Source organism: Bacteroides sp. NGMCC 1.200775 (genome assembly GCF_040798045.1).
GTDB classification, from domain to species: Bacteria; Bacteroidota; Bacteroidia; order Bacteroidales; family Bacteroidaceae; genus Bacteroides; species Bacteroides hominis.
In genome coordinates, this window is sequence record NZ_JASCQK010000011.1 from 47,316 (window position 1) to 64,423 (window position 17,108).

At 43.0% G+C, this 17,108-nt stretch carries 14 protein-coding genes; 3 read left to right on the plus strand and 11 right to left on the minus strand.

Annotated elements, in window-relative coordinates:
* Nucleotide 1 precedes the first annotated feature (1 nt).
* The 8 genes from QK890_RS19605 to QK890_RS19640 all read right to left on the minus strand — a co-directional run bounded on the left by QK890_RS19605 (nucleotide 2) and on the right by QK890_RS19640 (nucleotide 6,460).
* Nucleotides 2–163, minus strand: coding sequence for a hypothetical protein (locus QK890_RS19605; protein ID WP_005780817.1), 162 nt, complete (start codon nucleotides 161–163; stop codon nucleotides 2–4).
* A 129-nt stretch (nucleotides 164–292) separates the two neighbouring features.
* Nucleotides 293–871 (minus strand): hypothetical protein, encoded by a 579-nt coding sequence (locus tag QK890_RS19610; RefSeq protein WP_005780818.1) that lies wholly within the window; start codon nucleotides 869–871, stop codon nucleotides 293–295.
* A 9-nt stretch (nucleotides 872–880) separates the two neighbouring features.
* Nucleotides 881–1,354, minus strand: coding sequence for a sigma-70 family RNA polymerase sigma factor (locus QK890_RS19615; protein WP_005780820.1), 474 nt, complete (start codon nucleotides 1,352–1,354; stop codon nucleotides 881–883).
* A 135-nt stretch (nucleotides 1,355–1,489) separates the two neighbouring features.
* On the minus strand, nucleotides 1,490–1,720 hold the full coding sequence (locus tag QK890_RS19620; protein ID WP_032542965.1) for a hypothetical protein: 231 nt from the start codon (nucleotides 1,718–1,720) through the stop codon (nucleotides 1,490–1,492).
* Nucleotides 1,721–2,346: 626 nt separating this feature from the next.
* Nucleotides 2,347–2,508, minus strand: coding sequence for a hypothetical protein (locus QK890_RS19625; RefSeq protein WP_005780825.1), 162 nt, complete (start codon nucleotides 2,506–2,508; stop codon nucleotides 2,347–2,349).
* An 82-nt stretch (nucleotides 2,509–2,590) separates the two neighbouring features.
* Nucleotides 2,591–3,610 carry a lysylphosphatidylglycerol synthase transmembrane domain-containing protein gene (locus QK890_RS19630; protein WP_032535613.1) on the minus strand — a complete coding sequence of 340 codons (1,020 nt, stop codon included), beginning with the start codon at nucleotides 3,608–3,610 and terminating at the stop codon, nucleotides 2,591–2,593.
* A 26-nt stretch (nucleotides 3,611–3,636) separates the two neighbouring features.
* Entirely contained in the window at nucleotides 3,637–4,788 is a 1,152-nt protein-coding gene (locus QK890_RS19635; RefSeq protein ID WP_005807832.1) for a glycosyltransferase, read from the minus strand.
* An 85-nt stretch (nucleotides 4,789–4,873) separates the two neighbouring features.
* Entirely contained in the window at nucleotides 4,874–6,460 is a 1,587-nt protein-coding gene (locus QK890_RS19640; RefSeq protein WP_032530711.1) for a hypothetical protein, read from the minus strand.
* 403 nt (nucleotides 6,461–6,863) lie between these two features.
* Here QK890_RS19640 and QK890_RS19645 point away from each other — a divergent pair, with 403 nt between their 5' ends.
* Nucleotides 6,864–9,047, plus strand: coding sequence for a GH92 family glycosyl hydrolase (locus tag QK890_RS19645; RefSeq protein ID WP_032535612.1), 2,184 nt, complete (start codon nucleotides 6,864–6,866; stop codon nucleotides 9,045–9,047).
* 23 nt (nucleotides 9,048–9,070) lie between these two features.
* Nucleotides 9,071–11,608 carry a S9 family peptidase gene (locus QK890_RS19650; RefSeq protein WP_005807836.1) on the plus strand — a complete coding sequence of 846 codons (2,538 nt, stop codon included), beginning with the start codon at nucleotides 9,071–9,073 and terminating at the stop codon, nucleotides 11,606–11,608.
* Between the two features lie 255 nt (nucleotides 11,609–11,863).
* On the opposite strand, the gene hisS is transcribed toward QK890_RS19650, so the two are convergent.
* Entirely contained in the window at nucleotides 11,864–13,228 is a 1,365-nt protein-coding gene (gene hisS, locus QK890_RS19655; protein WP_005807838.1) for a histidine--tRNA ligase, read from the minus strand.
* 95 nt (nucleotides 13,229–13,323) lie between these two features.
* On the opposite strand from hisS, the gene QK890_RS19660 reads away from it, so the two are divergent.
* Nucleotides 13,324–14,712, plus strand: a complete 1,389-nt coding sequence (locus tag QK890_RS19660) for a transglutaminase domain-containing protein (protein ID WP_005807840.1) — start codon at nucleotides 13,324–13,326, stop codon at nucleotides 14,710–14,712.
* A 151-nt stretch (nucleotides 14,713–14,863) separates the two neighbouring features.
* Here the strand turns inward: QK890_RS19660 and QK890_RS19665 are convergent, their stop codons facing one another.
* The gene (locus tag QK890_RS19665) at nucleotides 14,864–15,550 is read right to left on the minus strand and encodes a zinc metallopeptidase (RefSeq protein WP_005780840.1); all 687 of its coding nucleotides are present in this window, start codon (nucleotides 15,548–15,550) and stop codon (nucleotides 14,864–14,866) included.
* A gap of 117 nt (nucleotides 15,551–15,667) precedes the next feature.
* Nucleotides 15,668–16,972, minus strand: a complete 1,305-nt coding sequence (locus tag QK890_RS19670; RefSeq protein WP_005807843.1) for an alpha-L-fucosidase — start codon at nucleotides 16,970–16,972, stop codon at nucleotides 15,668–15,670.
* Nucleotides 16,973–17,108: the final 136 nt, after the last annotated feature.

The window sequence follows — 17,108 nt, forward strand, 5'->3', positions numbered from 1 at the left end:
GCTAATCACTAACCAATTCGATAATTGAAGTACTTTCCTGAAATCTTCTGGATGAATAGGCCATTGAGAAAGCGATATAGACCAACAGGGCAAGAGCAGTGACAACCAGCAACGTCCTGATTAGAATGAAATGCTGTCTTTGTTTTAACTCGTTTGTATCCATTTCTGATCCTTTCTTTTTAGAGTGCAACCTTTTACAGTGACACCTGTTATAATCCGGTAATAAAGATACAAAGAATCGGGCAAAAAAGTTTCATCCGATTAGCTAATTAAACCAAAGGAGGCTTAAATTCTATTCTTTACCTCCTGACTTTAAATTCTGCAACGAACGGACAGCTTCCCTAAACCCTTTTAACCGGTCACTGGTCTTATGATAAATAAAATAGTCTCCCAAAAAGCCAGCCAGTATCATCACACACAATGTTGTTCTAAAAAGAGGGTTATGCCATATACAGAAAAAGGCAATTATGACGGGAGTGATTGCCACATACGCAAAAATATATGTCAGATTCATCAACACCTTGTAAGATTGTAACCTCCTGTATTGTTGCTCTACATGTTCTGTTACAGTCTTTAAGGTATATACAATCCGAAACATGAGACTTTGCATAACCAAAAGCCATATCACCATTCCCAGCAAATACCATGAAATCCAGTCGGGAGCTACATTTCTCCAAAAGGTATAACATACCACACCCAGAAAGATACCTAAGACACCGAAACCGATCTTTTCCACACGCAATTGTTGCTGCAAATAGGTTTCTTTCTTTGACTGTATCATATCTATAATTATCTGGCGGTTGAGCAATTCATTTTTCTCCACCTGTTCGGAGAGTTCCATCCATTTTTGTTTTAATTCATCCAGTTCCATATTTGTTTTTTATTGGTTCGACATCTTCTTTAATTTCTCTTTGATCCGGTGTAACCTTACAGCCACAGTATTCCGGTTACTTCCGGTGATGGCTGCTATTTCTTCATAACTATTTTCATCCAGCCACAATAAGACAAACATTCGTTCATATTTATCCAGTTGACGTATTAACCGATACATTTCCTTCAACGACTCATAGCGCAAACAATCATCATACACTCCGAGTTCCATACTCAACGGCACATAATCCAATGCTTTCTTTTTTCGTAAATCCGAAATACAAGTATTCAAAGCTACACGATATATCCACGTAGACAACTTGCTTTCATTCCTGAATCCCGGATAAGAGCACCATAAGTTTACTACTACTTCCTGATAGAGGTCGTTCAAATCTTCCTGGTTGGAAGTATACATAAAACAAACTTTATATATAAGAGCTTTGTGTAAAGTCAACAGGTTTATAAAATCCTTTTCTATTTCCATGTTTCTTGTCTCTTTTAATCCATTAGTCGGTAAAAGAAGAAAATAGTTTCAGAGAAAAGAGAAATAAATTAAGATACATTACTTGCTTCCTCTCATACAGAAAATGGTTCTTCTTCAAATTTGGTGGTAAATTCTTTATTTCTTTATTTTCAAGTTGATAATTGTCCTTTTTGCTTGCTTTAATAAGAAAAAACAGACACCGGCTGAATAAGATAACGCAAGTTTCGGAAGTGAATTTGCGCCGTCCGGACCGGTATCTTCATCCTTATACCTTTCTTCAATTAACATTGTTAACGCCTTTTGCAGTTTGTCAGATTCTTGTGCGCAAATAACGAGTCTTTTGCATTTAAAGAACTTGTTATTCACATCCAAAGAACAAGCTTTAACTCTGTGTTAAAACAAAGCTTTTGAGGATAGAAATCTTACTTTTTAAAGATATTGATTTTCAGATGGTTTATTTTAAAATTTGCTTCTTCACCTCATGGATGGACTCTTCGGGGGAAAGCCGGGATACTTGCTTTTTTGTCAACTATAAACGAGGGCTTACACTTCCGAAAACGGAATTAAATTCCATGAGTAAAAGAAAACTTACCACCAAATTTGAAGAAGAACTCAGAAAATGCATTTCGATCTTCGATCTTCCATCTTCCACCCTTCATTTAAGAGGATTTATTCGTTATAAAGTCCTAATAAACAAGAAAATGACATTAATTACTTATCTCTTTGTATCATATAAAGCATTTTATTCTCCTTAGTATATTAAGCAAAAATGGTTTGAGTATTATCCTGTCCTGGGTACACAAACCCATGGAACCTCGTACCCGGGCTGAGATAAAGACATCGAAAAGAACAGTAATATTCTTATTTACAATGCATTATAAGCAGCACAAAATCGAGTTGTTTTATTAATAATCCGCATGTAGAAAAGGAGGTCCAAAAAATCTCATCAGCCTAAGAACTGATCAAGTAGTCACCGGATACTAAGTAACTAACTATCTGTCCATACACGCTATCTCAATGGCTTGTTCTTTATATTTCTTGGTTGTATTGAGCAGCGAACTGCCTACATAAAACAAAAACACCAGACTGACAATGGTCATCAATGTTCCTATCATGGCGAAACGACTTTTCTGCTGTAATTCTTCTCTACTCATAAGGCTTTTCTCTTTTAATTTTGACAGGACAAAGATAGCGGCAAGAATTTACGTTCTTTTTACAGGCTTGTGACAACATTGTTTAATCTCTCAACTTCTTCACCCAACCGGGAATAATTATAGCACCTATCAGCAAATACATGTAATAGGTAATAATCCGCCAAACGAAAGCAACAACCAAAGCCATGCCTGCCACATCAAAAAAATCGGTATAATATTCACGAAACATATATTCGCTCACTCCGCTGCCGCCGGGAGTAGGGCTGATAGTCATAACTACCCATAGAATCAGCTGACGTACAAAGGCCAACAGTTGGCTGCCCGAAGTGGTAAAGGCTATCAGCAAAGCATTGACTACCAGATAACGTGAAATCCAAGCCAAGCAAGTAATCCCAAAAGCTTTCAACCAAAAGGTAAAAGACTTCTGACTCATCTCTCTGGAACTTAATACCAGATTGTCCGTAAGTGTCTCGATGGCCTTGTGCCAACGTCGGAGCAGTGGCAAGCGGAAAATAGTGAGTAACAAACGTTTTACCCATTCCGGACGCCGGAACAAAGCAAGATACAACAGGAAAGTCCAGATCGTAACGACCCCATAAATCAGGAAAAACAGAATCTCAATTCCTGACGATAATATAGCCACATTACCAAACAAATCATCAAACGAAAATAAGAGTAAAACCAGCGGGCAGCCCAATACAAGAAACAATTCATCCAAAAACAGGCAGGAGATAGTCAAAGCTGTACTGCGTCCGGCATTAATGCCTTCTTTATTCAAAAATAACACAATCAGACTACTCCCTCCCACTGCAGAGGGAGTCACTGCCGATGTGAATTCACAAAGCATATTTACCCGAAATGCCTGACGCCAAGTCAATTCCCTGTCAGTAATAAAGCGGAAACGCCACATCAACCCACCGTCTCGCCCAAACATAAAAAGTATGGCAAGTAGCAATCCGCCTACCAGACGCCAGGAGAAATGAATATCACTGAAAAGTTCCGGATTGAACTCCCGGTAGAACAGCCACCCTACCACTGACAGCCCTATCAGGACGGGAAGCAGGATATAGCCGGCTTTAAAGGTTTTAATAGAATCTGACATGATTAAAAGAATTGGGATATTACAAGTTACCGGTTTTCTTTCCGTTTTATCAACCGGCTATAACGGTCGTACACCTCCTCGGTGACATCTTCCCACGAACGGGCAATGGTTCGCGACGCCTCCTCTCCCACTTGTCTGATCACGGCAGGGGCCTGCAATATTTCACGTATCCGACCGGCATAGGCATCCGTACTATTAAAACTCAGAAAACCATTTACCGAATCGGAAATAATTTCCGAAGCAGTCGAATCTTTGATAAGTATCGAAGGAGTGCCCAGAGCGGCAGCTTCACGCACTACCAACGGGGCATTATCATATAAAGAAGGAAAAAGAAAAAGATCGGTAGCCACATAATAGCGTTTCAAGACTTCACGCTCTACAATACTACCGACAAAAGTCACTTTGGAAGATAATCCCAACCCCGCCACTTTTTGTTTCAATTCATCATTTGCATAACCTGAACCTACAAAGTACATCCGGAAAGGAACATCCGGTAATAGTGCAAGTGCATCGAGCAAAAAGCCCAAATTCTTTTCCCAAATATGCTGACCGACAAAAAGAAACATAAACTCCCCGGAGCAGAGTCCCAGTTCGCGACGTGCCTCCCGCCGCATGGACTCCAATGAAGGGACACCCGCAAAATCATTTCCGTTATCCACCACTTCCACCCTACCTTTATACCCATACTCCCGCAAAGTTTCTTCTACGGCAGCCTGCGGAATCCACACTTCGTCGGCAGCTTCGTAAAAACGAATCACCTTTCGTATCAGATAGTCTACCAACAGACGGGAAGGAATGGCCCTCTCAAAATCCGCCCGGTACTTGGAGTGAAACGTAGCTACAACCGGAACATGTTGTTCTCTGGCAATCTGCATGGCCAGTGCTCCCGAAGAAAAAGGACAATGCGCATGTACCAGTTCAAATGAAAGCCGGCTGATACGCTCGTGAAAAGGCCAGTCGATGCGCGGAAAACCTAATCTGTAAGGCTTTCTCATAGGAATGGGAATGGATGAATACCGGTAAACCGGGTATTCTTCCGCATCTCTCGCATCAGGCGACTTAGGAGTCACTACACAAACATTCCCCGTCTTCTTATGCAGCCAGTAGGCATAGTTCTGTGTAGTAAGTGATACCCCATCCATGATCGGAGGGAAACAATCGTTAAAAAGACCTATCATTGCATTCCATTATCTGTTTGCAAAGAAACAGCTTACGTATTACAATTGTTTGACGGACTTGTGACGAGAATGTTTTTCTTCTAAATCATTCACTTTCGATCGTCGGCATATCCCCATTATCATCAGCAGACTTATCCACTAATTGATGCATCTTTTCCCAATAATCAACCGCATCTCTCCGTTTAACCTTGTCCATATGAGCCGAAGGGTCAAAAACAAAAGAAAGCTTAAAATCAGAACTGACAACCCGATTCTCTAATAGATAGAAAATGATATACTTGTTACGCTTACTATTCTCTTTGATCCTGATTCGGGGACACTTAATAGATTCATCGTAATAGTGCACAATGCGTTCGGTTATTCCCGATTCCAGACGGCATAAAGACAATGCATCACAGATGGTCTCCATCTGCCGAACGGTTTTCAAATTCTCAAAATCACTATTATGGTTCTCCCCGTAATATGAATCAGCATCAACCGCAACCGAGATCGTAGTATGGTTGTCAATTATAAATCCTTCTAACAGAAGAGCGATGTTTAGATTATCCCCGGACTCTCCCAGCATCCGAAGTGAATCGCGTGTTTGCTCCTTTTGTCTACTGAAGTCCAATACTTTACGAAGCCGTTCATCTATTGCCGGATGATCCGGACTGGCATATCCATACTTGAAACAAGGAACCTCGGGCTCTACCTGAAAATCGTTTATACGCCAGAGACGAAACCACGAATTGTTATTATAAAACATCTTTTGTGGCACACCCAGTTCGTCGAACATTTCTACCGTATCATATTCATCGACAGTTCCTGCTTGATACTTGCGAATCTTCGAAATAATACCGTTTTCGTGATGGTCTACTTCCACACGACGCAAAGAATCACTCTTGTAAAATAAATAAATGGTGGTATGATCCCGATCGTAACAAAAGGCATTTTTGCAGTCAGCCAGTAAACCTACCACAGTGGGTTTATACCGTTTGTGAAGCAGAATATCGGCACTCCCGTCAGGGATGTCCCCCAATCGCATATCCATAAGGACATTATTGCACGGTTGCTCGGCACTTCCTCCAACGTAATGCCCATATTTGTTGAAATAGCGCACACCGACAACCCGGGCAGGGAAAGGAGAAAGGCGCATCTTATAATCATAAAACAGTGTTTTATCCGCATTATATTGGGGTCCTGCCCAGTATAAATCATTGACTCCACCCATTTCTCGCATATTTGCAAGCATAACATAACCCAATAGCAACACAGCACACAAAGTTGCAGGAATCTTTGCAATGCCCAGTACAACAGAGAAATTGCATACAGTCGGGCGCCACAAACAGCCACACCCGAAAGCAATGGCAAAAAATAGAACTACTTTCAAAGTTCCGTGAACAATTTTAGGATCTGCAGCCATCTGGCACGAAGTCAGCAACATATAGGTCAACAGCCCATACACACACAACGACCCTATCGCCCAATATAAATGGTCCAAACCTTTCAGTCCAAATATAAAACTACAGGCTATAAACAGGAGAAACGGCAACGTCGGAATGCACCATAATATTGATACCAGGACAAGTGCCCCTAAATCAAAACCGGAAATCACATAACATAAGAGCATCAGAACCAATACCGCTCCCAAAATCCAAATCATTGTCAACAGATACGCATTCATTCTCTTCATTTTCTTCTTTTTCTTTGAATGTATTCTACTCAATCATAGCCCATGACATAGAGAATACCTATTCCCTTATTCCCAAGTTCGCCATAATCGTCGGACCGTATTCAATACTATCACGACATACGGTTCCACAAATATATAGATTAATAGACAATCATTCACCCGAATATATCAGTAACTTCATTCACAGGCTCTCTTTTGAATACCTCACAGATACTCTTTCATTATTCAGAACTTAATTTCCGATCCATCGGCATCTCACTTATTTAGGATAACGACAGGTAGCTTCTTGAAACGAATAAATTAAATCTAAGCCTCTTGTTTACAGCCTTCTTTCTCTATTCTTTACTATCTTTCGGTTTTATTCCTTATCTTTGTCACCAAAACAATTAATCAAGGTCATTCTATGAAGTTCAAATCAACCTTTATGCTTGCATGGTTAGGACTCGGTCTTTGCACATCCTGCACTCCCGAAACTCCGACAGCACCCCAAGACTACACTCAGTACGTAAATACCTTTATCGGAGCAGCCGACAACGGTCACACCTTCCCGGGTGCCTGCCTGCCCTTCGGACTGATACAGGCAAGCCCGGAAACCAATGCCATCGGATGGCAGTATTGCTCAGGATACAATTATCAGGATTCACTGATCTGGGGCTTCTCTCAAACTCACCTCAATGGCACAGGATGTATGGATCTGGGCGACCTCCTTGTAATGCCTGTCACCGGACAAAGAGTACGGGATGACTACAAAAGCGGTTTCTCTAAAAAGACAGAAAGCGCAACACCGGGATACTACACTGTAGAACTCGATAAATATAAAGTAAAAGCAGAACTGACCGCAACAGATCATGTAGCACTGCATCGTTACACTTATCAGAATGCCGATTCAGCCTCACTGTTACTCGACCTTCAACACGGATTGGTATGGAATCCCCAACAATATAAATCGCACGTAAAAGCTTGCGAAATCAATTGGGAAGATGCTCAAACACTGACAGGACACGTGCGCAGCAGCGTATGGGTGAATCAGGATTTATACTTTGTAATGAAGTTCAGCAAGCCGGTGACCGATTCCATCTCCCTGCCAATGGAAGAAACTGAAAAAGGAAAACGTCTGTTAATGAGTTTCGACATGAAGCCGGACGAACAACTGCTGATGAAAGTAGCCATTTCTACAGTCGGTGTAGACGGTGCCCGTAAGAATATGGATCAAGAGTTGGCAGACTGGGATTTCGACGGTACAAGACAGAAAGCCAAGGACATCTGGAACAGTTACCTGAGCCGTATCGAAGTGACAGGTACTCCGGACGAATTGGAGAATTTTTATACCAGCTTCTATCATGCACTGATACAGCCTAATAATATTGCCGATGTAGACGGAAGATACCGTAACGCCAAAGACTCGGTAGTAAAATCAGCATCGGGAGTCTATTACTCTACCTTCTCGATCTGGGATACCTACCGCGCTGCCCACCCCTTCTATACATTGGCCGTACCCGAACGAGTAGACGGTTTCATCAATTCGATGATCGAACAAAATCAGGCACAAGGCTACTTACCTATCTGGACCTTGTGGGGCAAAGAAACGAATACTATGATCGGCAACCACTCTGTTTCGGTTATTGCCGAAGCTTATAAGAAGGGCTTCCGTGGCTTTGATGCCGAGAAAGCATTCGATGCCATCAAACAGACACTGACTGTTTCGCATCCGAAATCGGACTGGGAAACTTATATGAAATATGGTTATTATCCGACAGACAAGGTAGATGCCGAATCGGTTTCACGTACACTTGAATCGGTTTACGATGACTACGCCGCAGCTACAATGGCAGAGTTAATGGGTAAAAAGGAAGATGCGGAATACTTCAGTAAACGTTCACAATTCTATAAGAACCTGTTCGACAAGGAAACACAGTTTATGCGCCCGCGCTATGCCGACGGACGCTGGAAAACTCCTTTCAATCCCAGCGATCTGGCACATGCCGAAAGCCGCGGAGGCGATTATACTGAAGGAAATGCCTGGCAATACACCTGGCATGTTCAGCACGATGTACCGGGATTGATCGAATTATTCGGTGGTAAAGGGCCTTTCCTCAACAAACTGGATTCATTGTTCACTATCAAACTGGAAGGAAGCGGACTGGCAGACGTTACCGGACTGATCGGACAATATGCCCACGGCAACGAACCAAGCCACCATGTCACCTTCCTGTATGCTTTGGCCGGCAAGCCGGAACGCACTCAGGAGTTGATACGTGAAATCTTTGATACCCAATACAAAAACAAGCCCGATGGTCTCTGTGGAAACGACGACTGCGGACAGATGTCAGCCTGGTATATGTTCAATGCTATGGGATTCTATCCGGTCGATCCGGTGAGCGGGCATTATATATTCGGTGCTCCGCAGATGCCGAAAATAGTACTTCACCTGCCGGATGGAAAAACGTTCACAGTCATTGCCGAAAATTTGTCGAAAGAACATAAGTACATCGACAGCATCACACTGAATGGTGAACTTTATACCAAAAACTATATCTCCCACGAAGACATCGTGAAGGGTGGTACGCTGGTATATAAAATGAAATAACCAATTATAAACTCAAAGAAACAATGGACAAAAAGTTACTGATGATGGCGCTGTTGATGACAACAGGACTTGCCACACAAGCACAAGAGAGGCTGACGCAGTATCAGGTAAGAAATGCCATTACTGTACGCACTCCGATCATGAACGACAGTATCAACCCCAAAGGAGAAAAACACACCGCCAAAGCACTGCTGCAAACGCCGGTAATGCTTGACCTTGCCAATGCACCGACACAAATGCTGTCTGCCGATACAGCAGGCTTGGTCACTTTTGCGAAAGCCGATAAAGACAATCTGCTTTATCTGCTGAAGACTCAGCTACGGGCCGAACGCTTCATGAAAGGCAAACTGAAAGTGACCTCTCCGGTCCGGTGGGAGCTTTTCATCAACGGCGAATCGAAAATGGTGAAAGATGCTGCGGAAGACAGTATCTCCAAAGCAGCAACCAAAGAAATTGCCCTACGCCTGGAACCGGAAATGGATTATGAAATTGCCATTAAACTACTTTCAACCCCGGACGATAAGACTGCGCCTTCACTGAAGTGCGAACTGGTGAAAGATGATAAATTCAAAGAAGTGGCATGTAGCACCGATCCCGATCAGAAACACCGTTTCGCACTCGACAATACCGTATACGGCAACCGCGCCATTGCTGTTTCCGTATCACCGGACGGGAAATATCTGTTGACCCGCTATTGGGACAATCATTCGTTGAAACGTTCACGCACCTACTGTGAACTGACTGAACTGAAAACAGGAAAAGTACTCCTCACCAATCTGAGGGACGGCATGAGATGGATGCCGAAAAGTAATAAACTTTATTATACGGCAGTGGCATCCGAAGGAAATGACGTCATCACTCTCGATCCCATCACGCTGAAGGAAGAAGTTCTCCTGCAGGGCATTCCCGAGCAAGGTTTCAGCTGGTCGCCCAACGAAGACTTCCTGATATACTATCCTCGTGAAGAAGGCGTGAAAGATGATGGGCCGTTGAAACGCATTGTCAGCCCCGCCGACCGTATTCCGAATACACGCGGACGTAGTTTCCTGGCCAGATATGACATTGCCAACGGAACTTCCGAACGACTAACCTACGGCAATCACAGTACGTATATGCAGGATATCTCACCGGACGGCAAATATTTACTTTACAGCAGTTCGAAGGAAAATATCACGCAACGTCCTTTCTCTCTGAGTTCACTGTTCCAAGTGAACCTTGAAACATTGGCTGTCGATACTCTGTTCTTTGAAGACCGTTTCCTCGGAGGAGCCAGCTACTCACCGGACGGCAGACAATTACTGCTCACCGCCAGCCCGGAAGCTTTTGACGGTATCGGCAAGAATTGTGGTAATCATCCGATCGCCAATGATTTCGACTCTCAGGCATTCATCATGGATTTAGCTACCCGCAAGATCGATCCGATCACTAAAGAGTTCAATCCGTCTGTCAACTTCCTGCAATGGAACAAAGGTGACGGGTGCATCTATTTTAGCACCAATGACGAAGATTGCCGGAACATCTATCGCTACTCTCCCAAAGACCGTAAGTTTGAGAAGTTGAATCTGGAGACTGACGTTACCAGTGCATTTGCCCTGTCAGAAAACAATCCGTCGTTGGCTGCTTATATCGGACAAGGATGCTACAATGCAGGAGTTGCTTATGTATACGACCTGAAAAAGAAAACCTCTCGACTGATAGCCGACCCGATGAAGCCTACCCTCGAAAAAATTGAACTGGGTAAAATGGAACCATGGAATTTCACTGCTTCAGATGGCACTGAGATTAAAGGTATGATGTGTTTGCCGCCTTCATTCGATCCTAATAAAAAGTATCCGCTGATTGTGTATTACTATGGAGGAACGACCCCGACAGAACGAGGCATCAGCAATCCGTACTGCGCACAACTGTTTGCCTCACGTGACTACGTGGTATATGTTATCCAGCCGAGCGGAACAATCGGATTCGGACAGGAGTTTTCAGCACGCCATGTCAATGCCTGGGGAAAACGTACTGCCGACGACATCATTGAAGGTACCAAACAGTTCTGTAAAGAACACCCGTTCGTGAATGATAAGAAAATCGGTTGTCTCGGTGCATCTTACGGTGGATTCATGACGCAATATCTCCAGACTCAGACGGATATTTTCGCCGCCGCAGTTTCACATGCCGGTATCAGCAATGTGACCAGTTATTGGGGTGAAGGCTATTGGGGATACGGTTATAATGCCATAGCCGCCGCAGACAGTTATCCCTGGAACAATCCGGAACTGTTCACCAAACAAGGCTCGCTCTTCAACGCCGATAAGATCAACACTCCACTCTTACTGCTGCACGGCACCGTAGATACCAATGTACCTATCGGTGAAAGCATCCAGCTATTCAATGCCCTGAAAATATTGGGTAAAACAGTAGAGTTCATCACTGTAGATGGAGAAAACCACTTCATTGCCGACTATCCGAAACGCGTGCAATGGCATAACAGTATTATGGCATGGTTTGCCCGCTGGTTGCAGGATAGTCCTCAGTGGTGGGAAGATATGTATCCGGAACGTCATTTATAAAACATATTCCACTGAAAAAGACAGGGAGAGCACTGATTTATTATGAAGTTAATCTGAAAACAGTTAAAACTCTGTGATCTTTATGGCGGTAGAATCCGATGAAAACAGCAATCATCAATCCAATCAATATTGGCGTTGAAAAGACTTATAAAAAAGAACGGGGCCTTTGGTTTTAAACCAAGGTCCCGTTCCTTTTATCTCCCTACCTTTTTTACGCCAACAGTCCCCGGTTTTAAAAAGGTAAGGGCATTTTCCTTATTTTGTTAAAACGCCAATCAGTTCTTCAGCAGTAACCATTTGCTGTTCACCGCTTTCCATATTTTTCAGCATAGCTTTTCCCTCATTCATTTCATTCTCACCTACGATAGCAACGAAAGGAATGTTCTTAACATTTGCATAACTCATCTGTTTCTTCATTTTCGCAGCGTCGGGAAATATCTCGGCACGAATACCGGCTGCGCGGGCCTTAGCCAGAATACCCATAGAAAAAGCAGCTTCTTTCTCACCGAAGTTAATAAACAGAAGCTGAGTTCCATTAACAGCCTCCTTCGGATACAGTTCCAACTGGTTGAGCACATCGAAAATACGGTCGGCACCAAACGAAATACCTACGCCCGATACTCCTGCCATACCGAATACACCAGTCAGGTTATCGTAACGACCTCCACCGGTGATACTGCCAATCTGCACATCAAGCGCCTTTACCTCAAAAATAGCACCTGTATAGTAATTCAATCCACGTGCCAATGTCAAGTCAAGCTCTATTTCGTTTTTCAGTCCCATCGTTTGAAGGGTATTCAAAATAAACTCACTCTCTTCCACTCCCTTCAAACCTGTTTCGCTACCGGAAAGTACAGTCTTCAGTGTAGCCAACTTCTCAGCATTGGTTCCACTCAGAAGAATGATAGGTTTCAGTTTGGCAATAGCCTCATCACTAATCCCTTTCTCAGCCAATTCTTTATTCACATTTTCCAAACCGATTTTATCCAGTTTGTCGATAGCTACAGTTATATCCACAATCTTATCCGCCTCTCCGATGATCTCGGCAATACCGGTCAGTATCTTGCGATTATTGATTTTTATGCAGACACGGATACCGAAACGGGTAAACACCGTATCTACTATCTGCATCAACTCTACCTCGTTCAGCAGTGAATCACTACCGACCACATCGGCATCGCATTGGTAAAATTCACGATAACGTCCTTTCTGCGGACGGTCTGCACGCCAGACAGGTTGAATCTGATAACGCTTGAAGGGAAAAGTTATTTCATCACGGTGCATTACCACGTAACGGGCAAAGGGTACGGTAAGGTCATAACGCAACCCTTTTTCACAAAATTTACTGGCCAGTTTAGCGGCGTTACGGCTTAATAGCTCTTCGTCTGTAATACCCGAAAAGTAATCACCTGAATTCTGTATTTTAAAAAGTAATTTGTCACCCTCTTCACCGTATTTTCCCATCAGGGTAGAAAGCATCTCCATCGAAGGAGTCTCAATCTGCTGGAAACCATACAGATGATATACGTCACGAATTGTATTGAATATGTAGTTACGTTTCGCCATCTCTACGGGCGAAAAATCACGGGTTCCTTTAGGTATACCTGGTTTTGCTGCCATTGTTTTAACTGTTTTATTGAATTGAGTTGCAAAGTTAGATGAAATAATTGATTATTAAAACAGAAACCACAGACTTTCTGTGAATCTGTAAACAAATGTATCCGGTGTCCGGTTCCGTTAAGACTGTTCATTTTCGGACAATACTTTTTAATGCCATTCTGCTCAATAAGAGATATTTATTAATTTGGTATACCATTTGCCTTCTGAAAAACAAAGAAATCACATTATCTAACAGAAATCATATGAAAACAGTTTTTTTGATCATTACAATGTTATGCCTTGGACTACCGGGAATGGCACAAAACAACGAAAAAAAAGAATTTGAGAGAAAGTACAGCGCACTCACTCAGGAAGTAGCAAACGCCCGCAAACAGAAAGATTACAAAAAGGCCGAGAAATTAAATTGGGAGAAACTGAAGTTGTATCAAGGATTGCCTCAACAACTTCAGGAAAAAGCAAAAAATATAACAGGACTGGTTTATTACGACCTTGCTTGCTATCAAGCACTTCAGGGAAAGAAAAAGGCAGCCCTGAAAAACTTTGAGAAGGCTTTCAACTCCGGATGGAATGATTACAACCATGCTAAAGGTGACAGTGACATCGACAATTTACGTAAAGAGAAGAAGTATCTGGAAGTAATGGCTAAAATGCGTCTGGACAGTGACTATCTGTATATTCTGCAACAAGCCGAAGGATACAACAGAACTGAAACAAAACCGATATGTTATAATGAATCAGTAACTGACACTCTACCCCGCTTCACCTACATGAATCCTAACGACAGTAATCTGGTACAGTTACGGAAACATTTCAACCTGGATAGTATCGCCGGAAGCGGAGACGAAATCTCCAAAATCAAAAACCTTCTCTACTGGGTTCACAACATAGTTCCACATGATGGCAATTCACGTAATCCGGAAGAGCGGAACACAATAGCCATGGTAGAACTTTGCAAAAAGGAGAACCGGGGCGTAAACTGCCGGATGATGGCACAAATGCTGAACGAGTGCTATCTGGCTATGGGATTCAAATCCCGTTTCATCACGTGTATGCCCAAAGTGATGATCAATGATTGCCACGTCATCAATGCGGTCTACTCCAACACCCTCAACAAATGGTTATGGATGGACCCGACATTCAACGCTTATGTAACAGATGAAAAAGGAAACCTTCTGGGCATTGGTGAAGTGCGCGAACGCCTCCGCAACAATCAACCCGTTGTACTAAACGAAGACGCAAACTGGAATAATAAAAATAAGCAGACCAAAGAGTATTATCTGGATTACTATATGGCCAAGAACCTGTATTACGTAACTTGCCCTCTGCAAAGCGAATATAACGCAGAAACAAACTATCCGGGCAAAAAGTGGTCGATGTATATCTCGTTAGTTCCGGAAGGATACAGTACCAATGGAAAGCCCGGTGCCACCGCCTACGACTCACATAATGACTCTTACTTCTGGCAATCGCCTTATCAAGAATAACTTACGGAAATACGAACAAACACAATATGATGATAGTGCCGTTTACAGTTTGTACACAATACATACTGTAAACGGCACACAAACAGAAAGCTCCGCAAACATATAGAAAGTTTGCGAAGCTTTTCTTTTTATTCCGTATGGGAAGGAGAGATTAATCCCGGCGTCCCATAAATATCATAATGTAGTAAATCAGCGTAGCCAACGAGCCCAACGCAGCAACAACATAAGTGTATGCAGCCGAACGGAGAGCGTCTTCCGCTTTGGCATGATTATACGAGTTAGTAATTCCCGATGCACTGAGCCATACCAATGCACGTTTGCTCGCATCAATCTCTACCGGAAGTGTGATAAAACTGAACAAGGTGGTCAAAGCAAACAGGATAATGCCGGCAAGCAATAACTGCGGGAACGAATTCAGTAACAAAATACCGGCAAGCAATAACCACGTCATCCACTGTGAAGCGAAAGAAACCACCGGCACCAGCTTACTGCGGAGCGTCAACGGCGCATAAGCCCGTGCATGCTGAACAGCGTGTCCGCATTCGTGAGCAGCCACGGCAGCAGCCATGATGCTATTACTTTCATAAACTCCTTCACTCAGGTTCACTGTCTTATTGGCAGGATTATAATGATCGGTCAACTGTCCGGGAGTGTGAGTCACCTGAACATCGTAAATACCGTTGTCATGCAACATTTTAATAGCTACGTCGCGTCCTGTCATGCCGTTTCCTGTGGGTATCTTGGAGTATTTCTTGAACTTGTTTTGCAGGTTCATCTGCACCAGCCAGCTAACGAGAGCGATGCCAATAAAAATAATCCATTGAATTCCTATTACCATATTCTTTCTTAATTAAATTGTTATGATAGCTAATATACAAATAGCTTGCCAAAAATAAACAAAAGCGACGGAGAGGAGATTTCCCACACATCGCTTTTATGAAGAATTAGCTAAAAATTAGTCAATTGTAAGTTCCACCACGTAATCTACATCCGTCGGAACTTTAGCGAGTTCCAGTACAATTCCTTCTTTATTCTTTGTGAAGCGTACCGGCGTTTTGTCAGCAAAGACCACTGCCTTTTTCACTTTCTTATCAACGATAGGCAAGAATAAAGCCTTGTCCTGCAAATTAAGAATATGCACATAGAGTTTATTGCCTTTCTGAGTCGTTACTCCCCAATCGTGAGGAGCTACCAGACCACCTCTCGTTCCATAAATGGTTTCACCATACTTTGACATCCAGTCTCCCACCTCTTTCAAACGCTGAACAGCCACTTCCGGAAGTTCTCCATCGGGCTGCGGACCTATATTCATCAACAGATTGGCATCCTTACCGGCAGCCTTCACCAGATAATGAATCAAAGTTTTAGTTGATTTATAGTTCTGGTCTGTAATCTTATATCCCCACATGCCATTCATCGTCTCACATGTTTCAAGAGGCAGATGGCTGACACTCTGTCCGGAAAGTCCTGCGGTATTCTCTCCCGGAAGGTCACGTTCGAATATCTGAATATCCTCCCCTGCAAAAGGTACCTGATGATGATTATTACCAACCAGACAAGACGGCTGCAAACGATGGATCAATGCGTATTGTTCCGGAAGTTCCCAGTCGAAATCGGGATTGATATCCTGATCCCACCAACCATCGAACCAAATGGCTCCGATCGGACCATAATTAGTCAACAACTCTGTCAACTGATTATTCATAAACTGATAATAGCTCTTCCAGTCCCCTTTCGGATTGGGACGTCCGGTTCCGCGTCCGGTTCTTCCCTGAGGAGCGTCTTCACGATACCAGTCTATATGTGAATAGTAGAAATGCAGTTTGATGCCATGTTTGGCACATGCATCAGCCAGTTCCTTTACCACATCACGTTTAAAAGGAGTGGCTTTTACAATATTATAATCGGAATACTTGGTATCGAACATCGAGAAACCTTCATGGTGACGGGTAGTGAAACAGATATACTTGGCACCGGAGGCTTTGATAGCCGCCACCCATTTATCTGCATCAAATTTAGAGGGATAGAATCCTCCGGCCAGTTTGGCATACTCTTTATAATTCAAATTATGGTTCGTCATCGTCCACTCGCCGGTAGCAAGCATGGCATAGAGTCCCCAGTGAAGGAAGATTCCGAACTTATTGTCCTGAAATTCACTCCGGGCTTTCAGGTTAGCCTCTGTCGGTTGGTAATTTTGTTGCGCTGTCAGGGAAGCAGTCATTCCCAATAGCAAGAGAAAAGTAATAAAATGCTTCTTCATAAGTATTATAATAAAGGCCTCACCTCGCCCCTCTCTACTTTAGAGAGGGAAGAAGAAAGGCCTCGTTTTGAATTAATTCTTCTATAAAAGTCTACTTCTTCCTCCTTTTAAAAAAGAAGGATACAGGTGAGGCTTC